Origin of the sequence: Psychromonas arctica DSM 14288, assembly GCF_000482725.1 — a bacterium.
Classification (GTDB): domain Bacteria; phylum Pseudomonadota; class Gammaproteobacteria; order Enterobacterales; family Psychromonadaceae; genus Psychromonas; species Psychromonas arctica.
Window position 1 is genome coordinate 38,244 of sequence record NZ_AXWP01000001.1, and the last position, 21,313, is coordinate 59,556.

Sequence of the window (21,313 nt, forward strand, 5' to 3'; positions counted from 1 at the left end):
GATCGGCATCATGTTAATACGCATTTATTACCGGTAACCACCAGCCTTTAAAGTTAGGTGTTGTTAAATCAAGAGAAGAAAGGTTAAATGCTAAACTGTTTTTTTGATAAGACAGGACTAATCTATCAATAAGTTTGGTTACGAGTACAAATTTTATTGTTTCAGGTTTATTTAAGAAAGTGCCATCACCTCTAATTAAATCTTTATACTGCACGAGGATATCAATGACGCTATTCATAAACGCATCACTAAACTTTTTACTGTTATTTACCAGTTTCAATAACTCAGAATATTGTTTTAATAAATCCTGTAAATTATTTTCAAGCTCCGATTCTTCTTTAGCAAGCCGCCTTAATTGTATTTGAATTTTCTTTTTCGTTTGTTCTGATATTCCATGTTTATCTCCTTTATTTGCAAGCAAACCTGAGTGGTCGAATAATGACTTAACTACCTCCCCTATACTTGGAAAACTAAAAATTTCACTACTAATATAAGGATCAGCTTGTAGCTGATCCTTATTCACTTTATTTAGTTTCATTATTTCCCCTTAGGCACTGCGTTTCCACGACCTCCACCCGACTTCCCACCAGTAGTGCTTGGCCAGTTCCCACCAGGACCACTATGGCTTGAAGGCCCTCTTCCTGAACTTGATTTTCCTGTGTTGTTTGGCGTACTATTATTTTTTGACATGATGAACTCCTATAGTTTTCTAGTTAATTAAATGTCGTTTGTTAACGACAGTTAGAATAGTAGTTAAGTCATCACATAAAGTAATCTGGCTTTTTGGAAACAACTTTTTAATGGTTAATTAAGCCAGCTCCCAAGCAAGCATTTTAAAGCGAATAAGCCCAAAGTTTTGAATGTTCAATTACCCCAACAAAGCTTGTAGCACTAAACCCATCAAGATAAAGTGAACCGACTCTATTGTCTTCATCAATTAGTTCAACCAAGTCCACCAGCATCTCAGCTTCGTCTCTTAATGCTATATGTAACTCTTCTACTGAGATCTTCAAATACCCATTAAAGTACTCATGGTCATATTCTAAACTTGTATCGGCTATCCACCCTACTACGTTCGATTCCTCTGATTGTTTAATACCTAACAGTTCCCGAAATGTATCATCAGTTTCTAACAGGTATTTTACAGCTTCGGTTTTCCTTTTTATTTGTTGCCCCGCTTTTCTTAATGCGGAATGCTTGTAACGTATAACTTCTCTTTTGCTGGTTCTTCGATATGTCGATTTAACTTCAACTACTATTACGGTGTTATCTAGAACACAAATCAGGTCAATCTCACCAGGATTAAAATCATCAGTTCTATCAGGCTCATAGCCTTCAATAACGGTAAAGCCACGCTTTTTAAATTGATTACCTAAGTTAGTCTCGATTCTTTGAGTTTCACTTCTAATTTCTGGACGCTTATTCGCAAAGCGACGTAATGTATTTATCACATTTACGCTGGTTAACTGCCCTGCCATCATCCAAGGTAATTGAACACTGTAATTACCAAGTTTAAAGATTGGCCTTTCAGTTAGTTGAGGCATGTTCTCATGATTATTGGCTTGTAGTTGAGTTGACCATTTTTTACAATCAAAAGACCAAAAATCGAGTATTGCTTCTGCAGCGTTAATATTCCCTTTAGGAAAATCTTTACTAACAGTCCATCCAACTATATTTTTTGCTTTTTCTTTCCAGTTACAGAACGTGATAGGGAATCTATTTTGTAGGTTATTGGGGTCTATTAACCCACTAAGTGCTAGCATTCCTAAAGATGTTTTCCAGTCACCTGTTTCATGTAAGTTTGTTGCAAACACTTTAATATAGTCTTTGTTATAAAATGCAATCATTAGCTCTAGTGATAACAACGCCTGGTGTACATCTACCTTTAGCCCATTATCCGTTTGAATAACGTTATCAATGCCGTAGATATCTGATAGCTGAAGATATGCACCAAGTGATTTGATATAAGCAATTTGATTATCGTCATGGTTTTCTACTGAACCGATTAACTGTTTATCCAACCCCCTATCTTTAAATTCTAAACCTCCTCGCATAACCCAATAACCATCGATTAAGTTTTGTTTTTTACCATTTAGATCCCACGCTCGTTGTTCTGAAAACGTGTCTTTACGCATTTCCAAGCGCTCACCCTCTAAATAATATCCACATTCATCATCAAAGCAAAATGGAGTAACACAGCGAGATAGAAATCCATCTAATTCAACTTGAGCTTGCATCAGTTTTTCAAAATGGTGTAAGAAGTACTCAGGGATTGATGAGTCTTCTTGAGAAGGAAATACTAATGGGGATTGATGAATTTTTAATGATTTTCCTATATTAACTTCGGTTAGGTTAAAAGAGCTATGCTCCGCATGACGGAGCTTCCATTCAGCTATTTCTTTTAATGCGCAGAAACGTTCACCTGTTGAAATTACACTACCATCAAATGCATCTGGCTCATTAAACAGATATTTAAACGCATACACACTCGAATAACTTAATAACTCAAATACACTTAAATCTTTGAACGGCTGTTGATATTTAACAACTAAATCTACACGTTCTTGATGAGAGTGCTGAAAGGCACTACAAACAGCGACTAACTCAGACAGCTCACCAGGAATCCTCGATGCTAATTGCTTTATTTCAGTCCATTTATTGCTCGATGGCCTTAATACTATCTCGGAAGCTCTTATCGCCTTTCTCATCGATTCAGGGGATCTGTAAGTAATTTGCTCAAATAAACTAAAGTTAGATATTTTCTCAACAGAAAAGTAACGCGCGAGTGCAAGAATAAAGGCTTCTGAACTTATCACTTCAACACTTAAGTCCCACAAAAACACAGACGACCAAAATAGTTGGTCATTAGTTGCTGTTTTTTGTTTTTTGGACTTTGCAGGTTTAGGTTTACCATCTAAATATGCTTCGATAACATCTAATATGGCGTCGTCATTACTAATCCCCTGTTTGGATAGGGTAGAAAGTTTTTGTTCGAAGTAGTTTTGTTTTACAGCGCAGTCCATAGCATTCTCAATTACTTAGGTAATCATTAAATACTAACAAATACAGTTAACTTTTAAATGGTTATGTTCCTAATTATCAGCATATTTATAATCAGTGAACTTATTACACTCACATTGCTCTGCATCTCGTTCCGCAATGCGTTCAAGCATCCACTCTTCAACCTCACTTTCCAACCAAGCAACAGCACGATCACCCAATGATACCGACTTAGGGAATTGGTTATTAGCAATGTATTTGTAAACCGTTGCACGTGCAAGACCCGTCATTTCCATCACTTCTTTTAATCTCATGAATTTCATTATTACTTCCTCATTTGTATTACTTCTCATACATAGAGGACGTCAGTAAAAAATAAGAAGAACGAGATACTTTCACCTAGCTTTAATTGAAAATATATTCAGATATATATCATTTTGTGCATAACCAACCCACCTGCTTTTAAGGAGCAATCAATGCACAAAGAAACTAATACAAAATACCCTACTAATACCCCAATGACCGAACATCAAATACTTGAAAGAGCATCGGAGATTATTGCAACTAAATTTGTTGATGGTGAAGAGTTTATAAGTGCAACTTCCACAAAAGAGTATCTAACGTTCAAGCTGGCTCATTACGAACATGAGGTATTTTCAATTATGTTTTTAAATAGTCAACATCAGTTAATTGAGTACAAGGAGATGTTCCATGGGACGATTGATAGTGCAAATGTGTATCCTCGTGAAGTAGTGAAAGCGGCTTTATTAGTAAATGCGAGTGCGCTAATACTTGCTCATAATCACCCGTCGGGGTCGCCGACGCCATCAGAATCAGATAAACGCATTACTACACGATTAATTGATGCATTAAAGTTAATCGATGTTCGAGTATTAGATCATGTCGTAGTAGGCAGAACGGCGCTTTCATTTGCAGAGAGAGGATTGATATGAAAAATATTAAACTTAAATCTAGCCCATTAAAAATATCTACTCAGTTATTAGTTCATATCAATGAAGCAATTAGTCGCAATAAGATTGCTAAAGAGAGAACACATATCAGCATTAACTTTCGTGATAGTGAATATAATTATAAACTTGGTGGCTATCACCCTGTTGAAATTGGATTAGAGAAAATGGGAGATAATAAGCGATGGAGTTTGTTATACATTACAGACTTCAGCTACCTGGGTTACCCCTATGCAGAACTGGTTAAGGAATTAAATTTCGATTTCAGTGAAGGCATGTTATTTACAAATTATTGCCCTCCTAGACCGATTACTCATTATACAGTTAAAGCGTTATTTGAGTTGTGGCAACATAACTTTATAAGCTATCTAGAGTTTAGTGCGTTTGACCAAATCAAAGTATCGACTTAATAGTAATCATCATGCTTCCCGACTTGGCATTTTGGAAAGTAAACTGTTACTCAAGGAGAGCGCATCACCACACCAGTAACCACGGGCCTTCAGCGAGCGCAAGTAACTCACTATGACAGAAGTACAGTCGTTAAAAGCACTGACATCATCAAACTACTTAGCCACTTACTTGAAATTAGATTCAGTAAGCAAATGTCTTATATTTGGGGTATCTGTTTAAATCTCGCATTGCGTATATTCCAGCTGCGTATAAAACTTACTGATACCAAAACCAAACAAGGCGATATAGGTAAAGAACTTACAGAGTTAAAAACCTAAAAATCCACAACATAGCCTCTAATACTCGTGCTAAAGCACGAGTATTTTTATGCCTAAAATTTAATAAGGAAAGTATTATGTCCAGTTTAAACCAAGTCATCACTACACAAAATGTTGAATTAGAAATCGATTTAATTGAACTCGCCTATGATCATATTGAATCTGTCGACAACCTAAAAGAGTTGCTTGAAGGGATTTCACCTCATACCGTTGATTTATACAAAGAGGAACTAAGGGAAAAAGCGAAAGAAGAGCTATACGATAACATTAATGATACTGATGATATTGTGCAATTTCTCAGTCACATCGATACCAGTATCGCGGACGAATATCGCCAGAAGATAATTGATGAAGCATCTAACCAACAATCGACAGATTTGATTGACGCAATTTGCTCAGCAAATCAAGATGAACTTCAAGACGTGCTTATCTGTATCTTGAATCAAAAGCCTAAAGCATTACATCAATTCTTAGCAAGTAAACAAGCAATGGTACAGTTAGCCATGATTGAAAGTGCACAGGCCTTATTGAAAGACCTAGAGCACTACTTCTAATCGAGACCAGAATAAAAAGAAAAGAGGTGTTACTTCTTTTTTTTGTATGTTTGATCCATGACTGACACTTGATACAAATAAAACTCACCAATAGAGGCCTGTTACAAGGCTTAGTCAGTGGTGCAATTAGGTTATATGCTTACAGCGCTAAAAATGGATGCAATCAAAGTACACGCGGCTCCGGATGAAAAGTGTTTCAAATATATATTATTATTAAAAACTCTTTATGTCAGATATTACGTCTGCGACTACAGCCATAGGCATTTCGGCTTACACCATAAACTTTAGTAATAACTTTAGCAAAGTAACTGATCCTATTAAACAAATCACGATAGTTTATATCCTGTTCAGGGGAGTCCCTTTTAATTAGCTTGTACGAAGCCTTAGGAGGAATAGAGACTAAATCCCAAGCTTTTCTGAAAGAAATATTTAGAGCGCTTTCCCAAGCTTCAACGATCATATTGACTAAATTACTGGATTCCTGAGGACTACTCTTAAAACCTAAGCTACGAAATGTGTCGTTATTTAAAAACAAAACGAGATGATAGTGATATGAACCATGTTCTCCACATTCGCACACCCAAATATAATTCACTGAAGTATTGTAAACATTCGAAGTGGATTTAATTTCTCTTCTACGCTGATTAAGGAGACTCTCTACTTTGCTTTTGAACGATTTAATAAACCTCGTTATTTCAATTTCATTGAACACTTTAGGATAATCAGCATCGAAATAATTGCAAGGAAAGCGTAGATCTACTCTTATTGCAATGGTTCGGCGATGAGTGTTCAAAGCATCATTCATTACACGCTTATTCGATACTAAATATTGTTCAATGAATTCGTAGGCACCACGCCCCTCTGGTCTTGTTATTGGTAAGTTTTCGAAGGTGGTAGCTTTGATGACATTAAGGTTTTTATTAGTTGGGTGTTTACGCATGAGTATTATATCCATTGGTTAGTTGCTATCAAATGAATACGTTCTCTATAATTTTTTAGTTATTTATCTTTCCTCGTCGCATTACTAACCTAAGGGTTATTAATGAATAGAATATATGGTGAGTATATTATCTAGACAGTAGTTTTCCTTACTCCTATTTCAAACTTGTCGTGAGCCCCCTAATAATGGGCAACAAGTTTTTGTATGGTACTCGCATAATATATTTTTCGCTGAGTATTAATTTTAATGCTTAAATGTAAATTTGAACCATGCCATAACACGTTTAATAGAGCTTCTTCCTTCATATAATCCGTTTCAATAAACCTAACATTGCTTTACTTAATCCGTATTGTGCTCACCCTTTCTACATAAGTAATGACTTGGTTTATTTAATTAGAATGGTTTCATGTATATTTTTCAAAGATTCGATTTATTATTTATAAGGCTAATAGTTAGCCTTCTCTAGTCGCCCAGATACACGCTTATCGCGCTCCTGTAGAGGATTTAATCTCATTAACCACAAAGTACCATGCACTAGGTTCCCCATAAAAGAATACCAACAGATTACTATCAACATTCTTTTTATTCAAAATCTAGGTAAACGACTGCAACCGTAACTATTTCTATTTTCTCCATAAGCTTTTGTCTTAACTTTAGCAAAATAACTAAGGTGCTTAAATACAGCACAATACGTTAGATCGTCTTTAGGGGAAGGCGTATTACATAAGGAATAAGAGCCCTTCGAAGGAATAGTTACTAAATGCCATGCAGTCTCAAAATCAACCCTAAGCGCACTCTGCCATGCTTCTACAATCATAATAGCGAGGTGACTGGATTTTAGTGAACTTTTAAAAATAGGGTATCTAAAAGTGTCACTGCTTAGGAATAGCATTAGGTGGTAATGGTCTTTATTGGATTTACCACGTTCACAAACCCAAATGTATTTTACTCCTGAATAATGTACACGTCTGCCACCTCGTGCTGTACGTGCAATGTGGCTCTCCACCTTACTTTTTAATGATTTAATAAATCGAGTGATAATCGCCTCTTGGAGGTTGTTAAGGCTTCTGTCTAGTAATGTTGGTATGTGTAAATCAACTCTCACTGCGAGCGTTCTAGCGTGAGTATGTAACGCGTCATCCATTACGTTAATATTCGAATTAAGATATTCTTCAATAAATCTATAAGTACCTTGTATTTTAGGTTTTCCCAAAGGGAGGTTTTCAAAGGTACTGGCTTTTATGATGTTTAAGTTTTTATTAATTGGGTGTTTTGACATTATTTTAGATCCATTTGTGATTTACGTTCAAATGAATGCTTGTGTAGTAATTATTAAGTTGGAGCCACTAACGCATTAGTAACCTAGGGGTTACTAATGAACTCTATGAGTGATATGGAATGAGTAATAGTATTACCAATAGCCGACACTTTCCTTTCTTTATAGCAAAAAATAAAAATGGTCATTGAGCCAGTGATAATGAGTAATCATGAAATCAACAATATTGAAAAATCACACGCATAATATATTTTATATTGTTCCTATCTTATCCACTTAATACCGTCCTTTTTTCAGCCGTAAGTTACAATTTTCCGGTTAATATTCTGATCCCTAAAGCATAAGGAAGATAATGTTTTTAAAGTAACACTCACTCAGAATAATCTATTACATGTAGATTGTATTAACACATAGATATACAGCTATTTTAGTTATTAGCTGTTCTGTTTTGTGTTTGGTAGATTTAAATAACTGTAAAATATAACGCAAGAGGTGACATTTATGATGCCAAATAGACTCTAAACTCAGTATTTACAATTAATAGAGAAATATATAATTACGTTATAATTATGCAATAATTACCTTTAAACTATCAATTAACTAGCTTATTATTACTTAAATTTTATTTAAATAACGAGACCATAATGAGTAATTCTTTAGAGTCAAAGAGTTGGAGAGAAGCCGTTTTCTATGCCAATAACCTCAGAGAAATGTTTGGTATTAATTCAAATTCGTTGATTAACCAAGCCAAAGATTTGACGGGAGCAGATTCTTTTTTGCATCAAGATATATCTGATTTTACTCCTGAAAGAATAAGAAAATGTTTAGCCGGCACAATTCAAAAACCTGATGATAATGACCTTAAAGCTGTGCTCATTTCTTTACTCAAGAAAAGCTTTCATGAAAAAGAACAGCTTACCAATGATGCTTTTGAATGGATAAAAAATGACAGAAGAATATGTGCTTTTTGTTATCATTTCCTAAAAGAAAATAGTCCATATAGCCGAGCTAAAGAGGAGGATTACGACCCTAAAGGGAACCGTGAACCATTACAAAATCAAGAAGAGAGAGGTGGGCTAAATAGCATTTTGAATGGTAAAAATGCAATGAGACTGTTTGATATTCGCCCTCGCAACAAAATGCCTAATAGTCATCAAGAAAGACTGGAAATAATTAAATGTGCTTTCTGGGAGGGAGAAGTTTCGATGAGCGGGCAACAGTATATAATGAGCTTGCTTTCAGAAGCCTGGGTAAAAAGCTTCAAAGAAAAAACTAATATAAAGTTGTTTCGGTGGCTAGATGGTAACGATAAGCAAAAGGTTGAGTGGCTACATAACTATATGGAAAAGCAAATAAAAAGGCTTCGCCTACCATGGGAGGCTATCAATGACGAAGAGCGTTATTTCGCTTTACAAGCGGATTTTGATTACCAATTTTTGAAGAACCCAGTGGGAACTGAATCTTTATTTTTAAAGGCTCGCTTGGCTTGGAATCAAATGACAGCCCGAAATAAGGAAAATGGCCCTAAATCTCGTGGCATATCAATGAGTAAACGCACTAGCGAGCGTTTAGATTGGCTCGCTAACAATAAAGACCAAAAAATTAATTCTTTAATAAAGGATCTTATTGATAATGAATTTGAGCGCTTAAGAGGCCCTTCTAATTCATGATAAATAATAGGCAGGGTTGTTTATTAAAGAGAACAATTAAAACTACATAAATAACCCTGTGTAGCTGCAGCTTTTTAAATATAATATTTAATAGAGTGTTTTTTAAATAAATAAACGAGTCACTTTCCTTTAAAGTAACACCTCAGGTAACACGGCAACATAAAAAATAAATTACAATCATTAATTTCAATGGCTTGAGCTTAAAAGTTGAGTCCAGTAGCGGCACCATTTTTTAGTCTTAGTAATTCTTCAAGTTTAAATAAGAAATTCAGTACCAGACCCTCTTTTCTATTTTTAAAATTTCTGTTTTAATCCCTCTATAATTAATAACACCTTAAATTATTAAATCCAACATATATCAAATCATATTGCTTCTTTATCGTGCAACGATAGACCAGACGTCATGCGTTATCTGTAAAAAAACACAACCCATCTTTTTCTAACGATCTATTTAAAGTGTTATTTATTCGCTTCTTGATAGCAGTTCAGAATGCAGGATGTTAGTCTATTTGACAGTTCATCCTTACCAAACGACTACCTTAATAAATAATTTTAAAAGCCATTAATACTAATAGTTATCATTTGTATTAAATAAATGAATTTAACGATATAATCATATTATTTTATTCAAGGTGTTACGCATGATTCAATTACTTGTCCGCCCTTCCTTAATACTGCTTATCGGACTTGTATTAGCAAGTTGTGGTGAAGCACCAAAAACCAATTCAGCATTAATACTGGATCAAGTTGAAAAAAACCCTGCAGGTTGGCCAAGAAGCATCATGACTTCACAGGGCCTATTAACACTCGATAAACCACCGCAACGTATCGTGTCTACCAGTGTGACTTTATCTGGCACATTACTGGCAATAGATGCCCCCTTAGTCGCCTCTGGCGCCACCATGCCCAATACCAACGTCGCCTCAGAAAAAGGCTTTATGCGTCAGTGGGACAGTATTGCAGAGCAACGTGGTGTAAAAGCCTTGTATCAAAGTGAGCCTAATGCCGAAGCTATTATTAAAGAAAAACCCGATATTATTATCATTTCAACCACTGGCGCTGACTCTGCAATGCGTTTGTATGATCAACTTAAAGATATCGCCCCGACTTTGGTCATTCGTTACGATGATAAAAGCTGGCTGCAATTGGCACAGATATTTGGTGACCTGTTTGGGTTAGAAGCACAAGCGAAATCAGTAATCGATTCATTCCAACAACAAGCCATAAAAACCAAACAAAGCATTACATTACCTGCACAACCTACCACTGCGATGGTTTATAACCCTGATGGCAGTGGCGCCAGCATTTGGACAAGCCAATCTGCTCAAGGGCGTTTACTAGAAGAGTTAGGCTTTACACTGGCCACCATTCCAAATTCAATTAAAGGCGATATTAGTATGGGCGTTCGCGATGACATTATTATCGCTAAAGGTGAACGATTCCCAGATGCAGTGACCGGTCAATCCATTCTGTTATTTGCTACTGAACAAGCGTCAGAGCAATTAGTACTCGACAATAGTTTTTTACAAAACAATAAAGCAGTTCAAAATAACCAAGTTTATGCTGTTGGTAATGATACTTTTAGGCTCGACTATTACAGCGCAACCAACTTGCTAACACGATTACAGTCGTTGTTTGGTGACAGCAGCAATGATTAATGATCAAACTCATAACGGTTCAACAAGTCGCTATCAATCCTTACAATGCTTACGTAGCTTAGTATTAAGTCGTTTTCAATGGCTAATGCTTTGCATATTATTGTTGGCCTTGATCATGGTCGCCAGCCTATGTATTGGTGCTAAATCATTATCGATCAGTGATATTTACCATGTTCTATTTTCCGACCAACCTGGATTAACCAGCACAATTATCTTTGAAGGTCGTTTACCAAGAACATTAAATGGATTATTTGTAGGCATGGCCTTAGGGACTTCAGGTGCCTTAATACAAGCAATCACACGAAACCCATTGGCAGACCCAGGCATACTCGGCATCAATTTAGGCGCGAGCTTGACAGTCGCCATTGCAGTGGTATTTTTAGGCGCTACTCAGTTTAGTGACTTTTTCATTTATGCCGCGCTAGGTTCATTAGTAGCGAGCTTATTGATATTTGCTATTGGTAGTCTCAGTGCCGGTAAAGTAGACCCGCTTAAATTAACCTTAGCAGGTATAGCATTAGGGGCGGTATTTGCAGGCCTTAGTTCTGCATTAATTCTATTTAATCCTCTGGCCTTTGACCAAATACGATTTTGGACAGTGGGTAGTTTGGATATTCGCACCTTGGCAGTCCCTTTATATATCGCGCCTGTTGTTATTGCCGGATGTTTATTAGCCTTAAGCATTACACCCGCATTAAACGCATTTGGTTTAGGCGATGCATTAGCGGCTTCGCTGGGCAGTAACCCTATTCGTGTGCAAATTGTTGGTTTAATTACCATTACCTTATTATGCGGAGCAGCAACCGCTGCCGCAGGCCCTATAGGGTTTGTTAGCTTAATGATGCCGCATATTGCGCGTTGGATGGTTGGCCCTGATCAACGATGGATCATTCCATTCAGTTTTATTCTCACGCCTTGTTTATTACTTATTGCTGACATTATCGGCCGAGTTTTAGTGGTTGGTGAGTTAAGAGTCTCTATTGTCACGGCTTTTATTGGCGCACCTATTCTTATTTATCTGGTACGTCGAAAGGGAGCAAGTAGTTTATGATCGCCAATAGCAGCTATTCTTTACGTACCCCTACCCGCACCATTTTAGGCCCAGCTTTTGTGTTTACTTTAGCGTTAGCCTTAATCTTTTTTACCCTGTTTATTGGGCATGGTATTGGTGATGGTATTGCGAGCAACCTACAAGGTATCTGGCAGTTAATCATCGGTGAAGCAGACAAATATCAATCGATTGTCGTGTGGCAGTGGCGAGCATCAAGGTTATTCGCGGCCCTCATCATTGGAGCCGCACTAGGCATTAGTGGTGCAGTTTTCCAATCATTAGTCAGAAATCCACTTGGCAGCCCTGATATTACAGGCTTTAATGTTGGTGCCTTCACTGGCGTACTCATTGCCATCGCACTATTTGGTAACCTCTATTGGTACAGTGTGATTGGCGCATTAATCGGTGGTTTAGGTGCGGCGGTTTTAGTTTATCTCTTTGCTTATCGTGATGGTCACTCAGGCTTCAGGTTGATTATTGTTGGTATTGCAATTAGTGCTACTTTAACCGCATTTAATCAATGGTTGTCACTAACCGTTTCATTAGAAACCGCAATGACCGCCGCTTTATGGAGTGCGGGATCATTAAATGGCATGACTTGGTCACGCATCATGCCAGCGACCCTATTAATTTTGCTGTTAATCGGCCTCTCAATGCTATTAAACACCCGTATGAAATTATTAGAAATGGGCGATGACACCGCGGCAGCATTAGGTATTTCAGTCAATAAAACACGCTTGGTATTAATGTTAGTTGGCGTGTCGCTAACCGCAGTGACGACGGCTATCACCGGCCCAATCTCTTTTATTTCATTGGCCGCCCCACAAATAGCACGTCGGCTACATCCACAACGCCATATTACCCTGTTCGGCTCTGCGCTAGTGGGTGCATTGTTGCTCACCAGTGCTGACTTTATTGCTCAACACGGTTGGCAAAACACGACCTTGCCAGTAGGACTTGTCACCATTAGCTTAGGTGGCCTCTATCTAGTTTATTTGATTATTCGAGAAGGTAAATAATGACACAATCATCATTTAAGGCACGTTGTGTCAGCACATCAGAAACAATGACTGAACAAGCAGCACTGGAAACAAAATCAGTAACCCTAGCCTACGAACACAATGTGATTGCTAAAGACCTCTCAGTGAATATTCCTCACGGTAAATTCACGGTGATAGTCGGACCAAATGGCTGTGGAAAATCGACCCTATTACGATCATTAAGTCGTTTACTGGTGCCTAAATCAGGTGAGATTTTATTAAATGGCGAGAACATACACAGTCAATCGACGCGAGAAGTGGCTAAAAAATTGGGTTTGTTGCCGCAATCTGCCATTGCTCCTGACGGCATTAAGGTAATCGATTTAGTTTCACGTGGCCGATTCCCGCATCAAAAATGGTTTCAACCTTGGTCTGAAGCGGATCAAAAAGCCGTGGAATTAGCCATGCAAGCCACAGGCGTAATCGACTTTGCGCAGCTCAATGTCGACCAGTTATCTGGCGGCCAACGTCAACGGGTCTGGGTTGCGATGGCATTAGCACAAGAAACATCATTATTGTTATTGGACGAACCCACCACTTATTTAGATATTGCCCACCAAATCGAACTGATGGATCTATTTCAAGATCTTAATCGAATTCAAGGCCATACATTAGTTGCTGTGTTGCATGACCTTAATCATGCTTGTCGTTATGCCGACCATTTAATCATGATAAAATCAGGTGAAATAATTGCCACTGGTTCACCAAATGACATCATCACCGAAACACTTATTGAAGAAGTATTTGGTTTATCCTGTTTAATTTTGCCTGATCCTATTTCGCATACGCCGTTAATTATACCACGAGGCAGAGCCTCAACAGTCACAATTAACGAAATGAAGCTTAAATTAAATCCACACTAATCTAAACACTAAACAGGCTAAACCTGACTGGGTAAAAGCGAGATTAAACCATTTATCAAAGAGGATCGCCATGATAACCAATCGTGGCCACCATCCACTTTTTGATAGGTAATTTTCGCACCATGTTGCTTGAAAATTTCATAATGCAAATCGTTATAAACACTTAATTGTGTTTCAGCATTACCTACGGTTTGATAAATATGCAAACCAGCCACACTCACCTCATTATTTGATACCCGATCAGCTAAGCTGTTTTTGGGTACTATTTTTTTCCATTCTGGATGCGCTGATTTATAAGCATCTGGATCTTGCATTCTTTCAACCTCCGGCCACCAAAACGAACCAGATAATGAAATCACCTTAGTAAAATACGTCTGAAAATGTATCCCTGCGTAGACAGCAGATAATCCGCCCAGACTTTGCCCTGCTAAGATGAACTCTGAGATTGATTTTTCCGATTGTAAAAGCCTATCTGTAACTCGAGGTAACAACTGTTCCGTAACCGCTTGCCAAAACAATGCAGAACAACTCAATTCCTGCCACCTTGTTTTACTGTCAATAGACGGAATTAACAAGTAATGAGCGGGCACTATTTTGTTAATGTTAGTTAAGTATTGCAGTACAGAAAGCATCCCAGAATCTGCCCCCCATTTTTCTCCATCTAACAAAATAACTAAAGGTGCTTTGCCCGTCGCCGTAGAAAAAACCGTACATTGACGTTGATTATCCAGTTGGTCTGCAAACCATGTAATATTAACATTTGCCGCAATAGGTAAATTATTAAGCTTACCTTGGTCCCATTCTTGCCAACCTAACTCACGTGGTGCATTCGGTAAATGTAATGAGGAGTTCAGTCCCCAACCAGACGCAACCGACGGACCGCTATTCAATGGATCTAGCACTTGTTGCTTTACCATTTCTAACCACCAGCAGCGTTGTGCTTCTCGACTTTCATCGCCTTGTTTAACAAGTTGTGGTAACTGATTAGCTTGAATCGGAATAAAAGAATAACTGCCGCGCCATTTGTCATTAATATCCAAACAAGCAAACCATAGAGCGCTGTCGTTATATCTGTTTAAACAGTTAGGTTGCCATGTGTTGTGGTTGGTCAATCCGTTAACATTTAAGATAACCGAGCTGGTTGTTGATGAGTGCTTACCGCCTTCAGGATCCTGCCATATAAATAACACTCTACAAGTGCCATTCTGCTGTACCTTGGTAAAAGGAGCTTTACTTTTAGATAAGTCATTCCACCATCGAGAAGAACCAATAGCATTTTTTGAGAGATCAAAATACGTTAATAAACTATCTAATGGTAATGCGTTGTTCATTAATAACCTTTTAAATTTTATACAAGTGTTGCTAAAAAATGTAATAAGTAATCATTTAAAGCATCTACGCATGATCTGTTTTAAGAATGAGATCCTGTGGTGGAATACCAAACGCTTTTTTAAATGCACTGGTAAAATTAGAAGGATGGCGATACCCAGCATTATAAGCGGCTTCAGAGATTGACATTAAACCCGCCTCAAGTTGCTGTTTGGCAATATTTAAACGCCGACGGCGAATATAACCTAACACACTGATACCCAGTGAACTTTTAAATTTATGTTGCAAGCTAGAAATACTCATTGCCGAAAACTTTGCTAGGTCACTAACAGATAAATCCATGTATAAATTAGCTTCGATATAAGACACTAACTTATCTAATACAGGATCGTATCCTTTTGATTCATTGATTAAACTGGTGTTCTCAAGCTGCTTTATAACACTCGCGGCATCATTTAGTTGCATGAGCACCTTAAGCAATAACTGCTGCGTTAAAGATTCAAGGTGTATTTGCTCGATGGCCGTACTTGGTGTACTGGATTCAATAATATTAGTCGTTAAATAAAGTATCTCAGTTGTTAATTGAAATTCAAAATTCGCTAAATGTTGGCTAATAAAATGACTAAAATTATCATCACAGCGAATACGATGTTCAATCCATTGGTGCAGTAATATGATGTTAAGTTTAGCGACTTGATTGTCTTTATATAACGTTCGACGAAAACTCACAGGTTTTGTGAGACTAACCACCACGCCACGTTGTTGCTGTGTTGCATCATAAAAAAAGTTTAGATCATCATATCCAAAGTCTAATTTACCAGTTAACAATATGGTGATACAAAGCGATTTTTTGGCAGTAGCCAGTACTTGAAAATCGACTAATTCCTTAGTCTTTCCACCATGCAGTATAAAGTTATTATTCACTTGATAAGATATCAGGTCGCCTTCTATTAACGCTAAGCTTTGCTTGTTTTTATCTGTAGCACAGGTGTTAGAGTGACTGTCAGAAAAGATAGTTTTTTGCTTTAAATCTCCAATTGTTCGAATAAAAGTACCTTTAGGTAAAGTCTGCTTTAACTTCCCTTTAAACTTCATAAAATTTTTTTCCATAACTGAATAGCCGTTTTGCATAACTTATTGTGCTGTGATCTTAACAGTAATTACATTGACATTAATGATAATAAATATCATTACCAATTAATATAAAAACAACTTAATAATGGAACTAGTAAATATGAAGCATTGCAAAGTATATGCAGGCATTATGATCGCGTTAACCGGTCAAGTCATGGCAGAAGAACCTTCACAGACAGAAATGATCATTGTGACAGGGGAAAAAATGAATAGAAATATCAAGGAGACCACCACAGCAATAACCCTAATTGAAGGTGAAGATATTGATAAAACGGGGGCCAAAACGGTGAATGATGTGATCATCAAAGCCCCCAATGTGGTCACATCAGGATTTGGTAGTGTTAATATTCGTGGTGTTAATGGTAGTGGAGCGGCAACCGGATTCTACGCGATTCGAAGTGGTGCTCGTCAACGTGTTGATACAAATGTCGATGGTGTTTCCGATGCATTTACTGGTTATAACTTTAGTGGTTCAGGAGTGTGGGATGTACAACAAGTAGAAGTAATGCGTGGCCCACAATCAACGACACAGGGTGAAAACTCTATTGGTGGTGCCGTTTCAGTTAAAACCAACGACCCTACTTTTGCGCCAGAATATGCAATTCGTGGTGGTGCTGAAATTTACAAAAACGGTAATGTGATGAAAAATGTTGCATTAATGGCATCAGGCCCAATCAATGAACAATTAGCCTATCGCTTCGCATTCGACGGTACCGATGGACAAAGCTATATTACCTACGATGGCGATACTGATACCGTGCCAGTCGATCCTGAAGATTCAAGAAACCTAAACTTCCGTGGTAAATTATTGTGGAAACCAGCCTTTAATGAAGATCTATCAATCAAATTGACAGCTAATTACCGCAAAGCAGACGGCAACTATTTGAACTGGGCAAACTGGGACGATGGTTCAGGGCATGAAGATGAAAGCTTCACCTTAGGTACTAATTATAATGAAGGCCTTGGCCGCAACTACAGTTACAACACACGTATTCAAGATTCTAAAGTTTACAATATTTCTTCGGAAATTAAATATAAGTTTAGTAATCAAATAGAAAGTAGCACCCTACTGTCATTTAATAGTCAGACAAATATTTTTGACCAATACCCAACCGAACAAACTTATAACTTTAAAGATAAAACGAGCAAAATAGAGAGCCAATTAACTTTCACACCAAGTAATTCTAAAGTCGATGGGTTTGTAGGTGTGATGGCTGCCGATCGGGAGAATACAGTTTCAAGTCAAAGCTTTTCTACAGAAGGTCAAACAGACGAAACACGCTTAGGTCTGTTCGGTGAAATGAATTATTACATTAACGATCAATTCACACTGACAACTGGTGCACGAGTTCAATACGAAAAACAAGACAGATTATTTACTGCGACTTATGTGACTAATGATATAGATGATGATATTGAAGATGTGTTTGTATTACCTAAACTTGCTTTAACTTACAGCCCAAATGAAGATACAACGTTTGGAGTTTCAGTACGTCAAGGTTATAACTCAGGTGGGCTTGGTTACTATAACTACGCAGGTGCTTCTGAGGTTTATACTTATGAAAGTGAAACGGTCAATGCCTATGAACTAAGCGCTAAAACAGCATTAAATAACAGCACCACCATCAACACTGCCATTTTCTATAATGACTACACAGACTACCAAGGTATTTCTGATTACAAAATCACTAACGTAGGTGAAGCACATACAATGGGGTTAGAAGTTGAATTATCTCACTGGTTAACTGACAGCTTAGAAGTACGTCCGTCAATTGGTTTATTAAAAACTAAAGTTGATTCAGATGACAGCTTTGCAGGTAATGAATTATCAAATGCCCCAGAGCTAAATGCATCATTAGGATTAACACAATACATTGGCGAAAACCTAACACTAGGTGCTGATGTGACCTACGTCAGTGAATACTACTCTGACCTTGATAATACTGAAGATTACAAAGCGGGTAATTATGCAATCATAGGTACAAGTGTTGATTATACTGTCGGTGATCTATTAATCAGTGGTTACATCACTAACTTAACAGATGAAGACGTAGTGTATTTAATTAACGGTGGTTATCGTGCATCAGTAGGCCAAAGCCGCACTGTCGGTTTAAACTTAACTTACCGCATGTAATTAAAACTTGTAGTCCTTGCAGCTATAGCAATAGTTCAGTAATTTGGGGAGTTTTCACTAAGCAGGGCTAACGCCTCTAGCATTAAAAAAGGTGGATCAGCAATGATTCACCTTTTTTATTCATACAGCCAGCATTTAACCAAATACATTAAGTCTGAGGGTAAAGTTTACAACGCTGAAGTGATGTATTCTAATCTGCAAGGTTTAGTAACCTTCCTCGATTAAAAATGCATATATCTACTGCTGGTTGTATTGCTACTTATTTAGCTACTCATATAGATAATTGATTCACTTAACAATAACTAGCATTAAAAATCCTCAATAAACTGACGAATTCGTTTGGCATTTTGTCCCCGATCACCACGACCTACTCGAGAGTGAGATCTAATATCTATAATACTACTGTTGCCAGTATCGCGAACTCGAATAACAATATCGTCTTTAAAGCCAAAAAAAGCGGTTGTAGCGACGGCTTCAATAACTCCGCTAACATCATCTTCTGCAATTAGTTTCCATCCTGAATCTGCAACTATTTTAAGACTACGTTCAAAAGCAGCTTGGCTACCAAGTTCTGATTGGATAGGTGCAATATCAGGAAATGCGACTGATTGCCTTGCCACAGCCGATTCACCAGGATAAACCAAAGTATTGCTATCACTAGGTCTAACTCCTGCAACTGCATCGAATTTAGGCGGATCTAAAGTGTCTGTTGAAATATCATTAAGTGCAGGCCCTGCAGGCGAGTCATATTCAGAGGGTTGACTAGTTACAGCTACAAAAACGAGCGCAGAAAGCATTAGTGCCGCAATCCCACTCATTAAGCTCGAAATAAGCTCTCTACGAATCAATGAAACGATCAAAATTACAGTCGAAAAAATAGCGATACCGGCACTTACCTGAACAGTCAATCTTGTTATTCCTGCGGCATCCCTAAACCCCATCGTTCCACCTTTTACACTAAACATGCACCAAACAACGACTGATATGCAAGCAACACTGGCAACGAGTGCAAGAGCAGCCCATTTTTTCGGTTTTTGTAATAATGGCATTAAAAATCTTTCCTTTTTTTAAAAAATCACATTAGATATCTATTTAACTTCACTTTATTTATGAACCACAAAAAATTTCATTTTAAACATTTTATAACTCAAATTGGGTCGAGCTTACAGAGGAATAGGTTAAGGCTAGGTTAATAAAGACAGGGAGTAGGTAACAACATATCGTGAAGAACTATCGCCTCAAAACCACAGAGATTAACATTAATTTTCAAAGGAAAAATCTGACTATCATTCCAAGCTCCCCGCCTCCCAAAAAAAGCTAGATAAAGAGAAACAACCTCAATCAATTGTTAGGTGCGAGTGACGTCCTTTATATTTGAAGCAGCTTTTTCAATTCACAGGGGTTTATTAAACCATTTTCATCAATATCTACAAAAAATGGAATTTGCCAGCGTTGGGTTTTCTTGCCTGACTCAGAAAACACCTTAGTACCAACACCCCCTCTATCTTCGCTCCACGGCGGAAATACTCTAAAGCCAGTTTTTCCTTTACTTTTTACCGAAGCTAAAATCCCTTTTTCAACTAAAAGAGAAACAGGAAAGATAAACATGCCATATTTAGTGCTATGTTCAAGCCCTTCCGAAATATTCGAATGGCTCTCTACTTGTATAAATAAATAATCGAGATCATCAGATGTTAATGGTATAGGTTTATTATTATTTAAATCCTCTGAAGGGCGTTGCCAAACAGCCAAAAAAGCGCCTGGTCTATCTGAAGTAACCTTGCCCTTGCGATAAACAATACTTCGACCATTGAGATGAAAGTTTAACCCTTCATATTTAGCGCTTTCAGGGGGCGGATCTAGCGTTACCTTCTGTGTTATTTGATAACCTGATGGCACAAACTCTTTAATTAATAAAAATTCTAACTCATGTCGATAGTTTTTATTTCCCAAAATACACCTTTAAAATTTAACCTTATTAAGCTATTAACATAAAATTAGATCAAATACCTGACACATTGCTAAGCGGAAAATAATGGTTGGCTATATTCACGAAGCAAACGACAACTGTTATTTTTTGTTTAAGCAACTTGTCAGGCATTTGCACAACGCATTAATTTAATGCCACCGACATCAGTCGAAAAATCAAAACTAGAATAGAACGATTCCATTTCAGGTAAGCAATATAACTCGAAATGCTTTACCTTTTTTAACTTTTCATGGTTTTTAATAAGACTCATCATTTTTTGCCCTACCCCATTGCCACGACAACTATTACTTACAATCACATCAAAGATAATTGCCTTGTAAATAAAGTCGCTAATAATACGAGTAAAGCCAATTAAGTTACTGTCATCGTCGAGTATTCCAATACAAATTTGAGAGCCTTTTACACAATCTATTGTATCTTCTAGCGAGCGATCTTTAGCCCACCAGACTTCTTTATATAATTGATGAACTTGCTTTATATGCTCATCTGAAAATTCGTAGATAATCGTCATATTTGATACATGCCTAACGAGGCTGTAGAATTTCTCATTTTCAGCCTGATTATTTAAAATAAAAATCACATTAATTCACATTTACTTGAGATTCAAATAGATTATTCACTTTTCAATAAATGATTGATTAAATTGAGTTGTAAAAACGTAGATGAGGCTAATTAGGCTGTATTATTGAGGCTAAAGGGCTTTGACCTGGCTTAATATAAACTATTCCTTAACTTCTCATCTTTATAAGGAACAGTATGATCAAGGCAATACATCTGCCACTGGGTATTCACTTTCTATTGATAGATTGTGTAAAAACGCCGTTTAATTGGCGCCGCCTTTGCTTAAACGAAAAATGCTAAACGTAATGAACGACTCATCAATACCCCTATAAATTAAGAGTGAAGAATACAAATCTAGCTTAAATAATTAACAAATAAAAAATGAAAAATCTGACCTTATATTTTAGGAATGTCTTC

20 protein-coding genes are annotated in these 21,313 nt (G+C 37.2%); 9 read left to right on the plus strand and 11 right to left on the minus strand.

Features of this window, described 5'->3' with window-relative positions; genetic code table 11:
* Window positions 1-13 precede the first annotated feature (13 nt).
* From H592_RS0100160 to H592_RS21145, 4 genes are all read right to left on the minus strand, one after another.
* Entirely contained in the window at window positions 14-538 is a 525-nt protein-coding gene (locus H592_RS0100160; protein WP_028866957.1) for a hypothetical protein, read from the minus strand.
* Window positions 538-690 (minus strand): hypothetical protein, encoded by a 153-nt coding sequence (locus H592_RS24150; protein WP_169727629.1) that lies wholly within the window; start codon window positions 688-690, stop codon window positions 538-540. Before H592_RS24150 ends, H592_RS0100160 begins: the two co-directional genes overlap by 1 nt.
* 143 nt (window positions 691-833) lie before the next feature.
* Window positions 834-3,023 (minus strand): NERD domain-containing protein, encoded by a 2,190-nt coding sequence (locus H592_RS0100170; RefSeq protein WP_028866958.1) that lies wholly within the window; start codon window positions 3,021-3,023, stop codon window positions 834-836.
* 69 nt (window positions 3,024-3,092) lie between these two features.
* Window positions 3,093-3,323 carry a helix-turn-helix transcriptional regulator gene (locus H592_RS21145; RefSeq protein WP_051368819.1) on the minus strand — a complete coding sequence of 77 codons (231 nt, stop codon included), beginning with the start codon at window positions 3,321-3,323 and terminating at the stop codon, window positions 3,093-3,095.
* A gap of 153 nt (window positions 3,324-3,476) precedes the next feature.
* Between H592_RS21145 and radC the strand changes: the two genes are divergently transcribed.
* The 3 genes from radC (at window position 3,477) to H592_RS0100190 (ending at window position 5,250) form a co-directional block, all read left to right on the plus strand.
* The gene (radC, locus tag H592_RS0100180) at window positions 3,477-3,953 is read left to right on the plus strand and encodes a RadC family protein (protein WP_028866959.1); all 477 of its coding nucleotides are present in this window, start codon (window positions 3,477-3,479) and stop codon (window positions 3,951-3,953) included.
* Window positions 3,950-4,378: a DUF2787 domain-containing protein gene (locus tag H592_RS0100185; RefSeq protein WP_028866960.1), complete on the plus strand. Its 429-nt coding sequence runs from the start codon at window positions 3,950-3,952 to the stop codon at window positions 4,376-4,378. The genes radC and H592_RS0100185 overlap by 4 nt, the downstream gene beginning before the upstream one ends.
* A gap of 395 nt (window positions 4,379-4,773) precedes the next feature.
* Window positions 4,774-5,250 carry a hypothetical protein gene (locus H592_RS0100190; protein ID WP_028866961.1) on the plus strand — a complete coding sequence of 159 codons (477 nt, stop codon included), beginning with the start codon at window positions 4,774-4,776 and terminating at the stop codon, window positions 5,248-5,250.
* Window positions 5,251-5,479: 229 nt separating this feature from the next.
* Here the strand turns inward: H592_RS0100190 and H592_RS0100195 are convergent, their stop codons facing one another.
* Together H592_RS0100195 and H592_RS21150 are read right to left on the minus strand one after the other, a co-directional pair.
* Window positions 5,480-6,190 (minus strand): inovirus Gp2 family protein, encoded by a 711-nt coding sequence (locus H592_RS0100195; protein ID WP_028866962.1) that lies wholly within the window; start codon window positions 6,188-6,190, stop codon window positions 5,480-5,482.
* A gap of 586 nt (window positions 6,191-6,776) precedes the next feature.
* Entirely contained in the window at window positions 6,777-7,469 is a 693-nt protein-coding gene (locus H592_RS21150) for an inovirus Gp2 family protein (protein WP_051368822.1), read from the minus strand.
* 641 nt (window positions 7,470-8,110) lie between these two features.
* Between H592_RS21150 and H592_RS0100205 the strand changes: the two genes are divergently transcribed.
* The 5 genes from H592_RS0100205 (at window position 8,111) to H592_RS21155 (ending at window position 13,748) form a co-directional block, all read left to right on the plus strand.
* Window positions 8,111-9,136: a hypothetical protein gene (locus tag H592_RS0100205; protein ID WP_028866963.1), complete on the plus strand. Its 1,026-nt coding sequence runs from the start codon at window positions 8,111-8,113 to the stop codon at window positions 9,134-9,136.
* Window positions 9,137-9,777: 641 nt separating this feature from the next.
* Window positions 9,778-10,794, plus strand: coding sequence for a Fe2+-enterobactin ABC transporter substrate-binding protein (gene fepB, locus H592_RS0100210; protein ID WP_028866964.1), 1,017 nt, complete (start codon window positions 9,778-9,780; stop codon window positions 10,792-10,794).
* Window positions 10,787-11,845 (plus strand): Fe(3+)-siderophore ABC transporter permease, encoded by a 1,059-nt coding sequence (locus tag H592_RS0100215; RefSeq protein WP_028866965.1) that lies wholly within the window; start codon window positions 10,787-10,789, stop codon window positions 11,843-11,845. The genes fepB and H592_RS0100215 overlap by 8 nt, the downstream gene beginning before the upstream one ends.
* Window positions 11,842-12,864 carry a FecCD family ABC transporter permease gene (locus tag H592_RS0100220; protein ID WP_028866966.1) on the plus strand — a complete coding sequence of 341 codons (1,023 nt, stop codon included), beginning with the start codon at window positions 11,842-11,844 and terminating at the stop codon, window positions 12,862-12,864. Before H592_RS0100215 ends, H592_RS0100220 begins: the two co-directional genes overlap by 4 nt.
* Complete coding sequence (locus H592_RS21155; protein ID WP_084296160.1) at window positions 12,864-13,748, plus strand: ABC transporter ATP-binding protein; 885 nt, start codon at window positions 12,864-12,866, stop codon at window positions 13,746-13,748. The genes H592_RS0100220 and H592_RS21155 overlap by 1 nt, the downstream gene beginning before the upstream one ends.
* A 17-nt stretch (window positions 13,749-13,765) precedes the next feature.
* Here H592_RS21155 and fes read toward each other — a convergent pair whose 3' ends face one another.
* Both fes and H592_RS21160 read right to left on the minus strand, forming a co-directional pair.
* Window positions 13,766-15,079: an enterochelin esterase gene (fes, locus tag H592_RS0100230; RefSeq protein ID WP_028866967.1), complete on the minus strand. Its 1,314-nt coding sequence runs from the start codon at window positions 15,077-15,079 to the stop codon at window positions 13,766-13,768.
* A 64-nt stretch (window positions 15,080-15,143) separates the two neighbouring features.
* A complete protein-coding gene (locus H592_RS21160; RefSeq protein ID WP_051368824.1) occupies window positions 15,144-16,172 on the minus strand; it encodes a helix-turn-helix transcriptional regulator in 1,029 nt (342 codons plus the stop codon).
* 139 nt (window positions 16,173-16,311) lie between these two features.
* On the opposite strand from H592_RS21160, the gene H592_RS0100240 reads away from it, so the two are divergent.
* On the plus strand, window positions 16,312-18,345 hold the full coding sequence (locus H592_RS0100240; protein ID WP_028866968.1) for a TonB-dependent receptor: 2,034 nt from the start codon (window positions 16,312-16,314) through the stop codon (window positions 18,343-18,345).
* A gap of 308 nt (window positions 18,346-18,653) precedes the next feature.
* Here the strand turns inward: H592_RS0100240 and H592_RS23120 are convergent, their stop codons facing one another.
* The 3 genes from H592_RS23120 to H592_RS0100255 form a co-directional block, all read right to left on the minus strand.
* Entirely contained in the window at window positions 18,654-19,394 is a 741-nt protein-coding gene (locus H592_RS23120) for a DUF1499 domain-containing protein (protein WP_051368826.1), read from the minus strand.
* A gap of 319 nt (window positions 19,395-19,713) precedes the next feature.
* Window positions 19,714-20,298, minus strand: coding sequence for a MepB family protein (locus H592_RS0100250; RefSeq protein WP_245600334.1), 585 nt, complete (start codon window positions 20,296-20,298; stop codon window positions 19,714-19,716).
* Window positions 20,299-20,438: 140 nt separating this feature from the next.
* The gene (locus H592_RS0100255) at window positions 20,439-20,846 is read right to left on the minus strand and encodes a GNAT family N-acetyltransferase (RefSeq protein ID WP_028866970.1); all 408 of its coding nucleotides are present in this window, start codon (window positions 20,844-20,846) and stop codon (window positions 20,439-20,441) included.
* Window positions 20,847-21,313 lie beyond the last annotated feature (467 nt).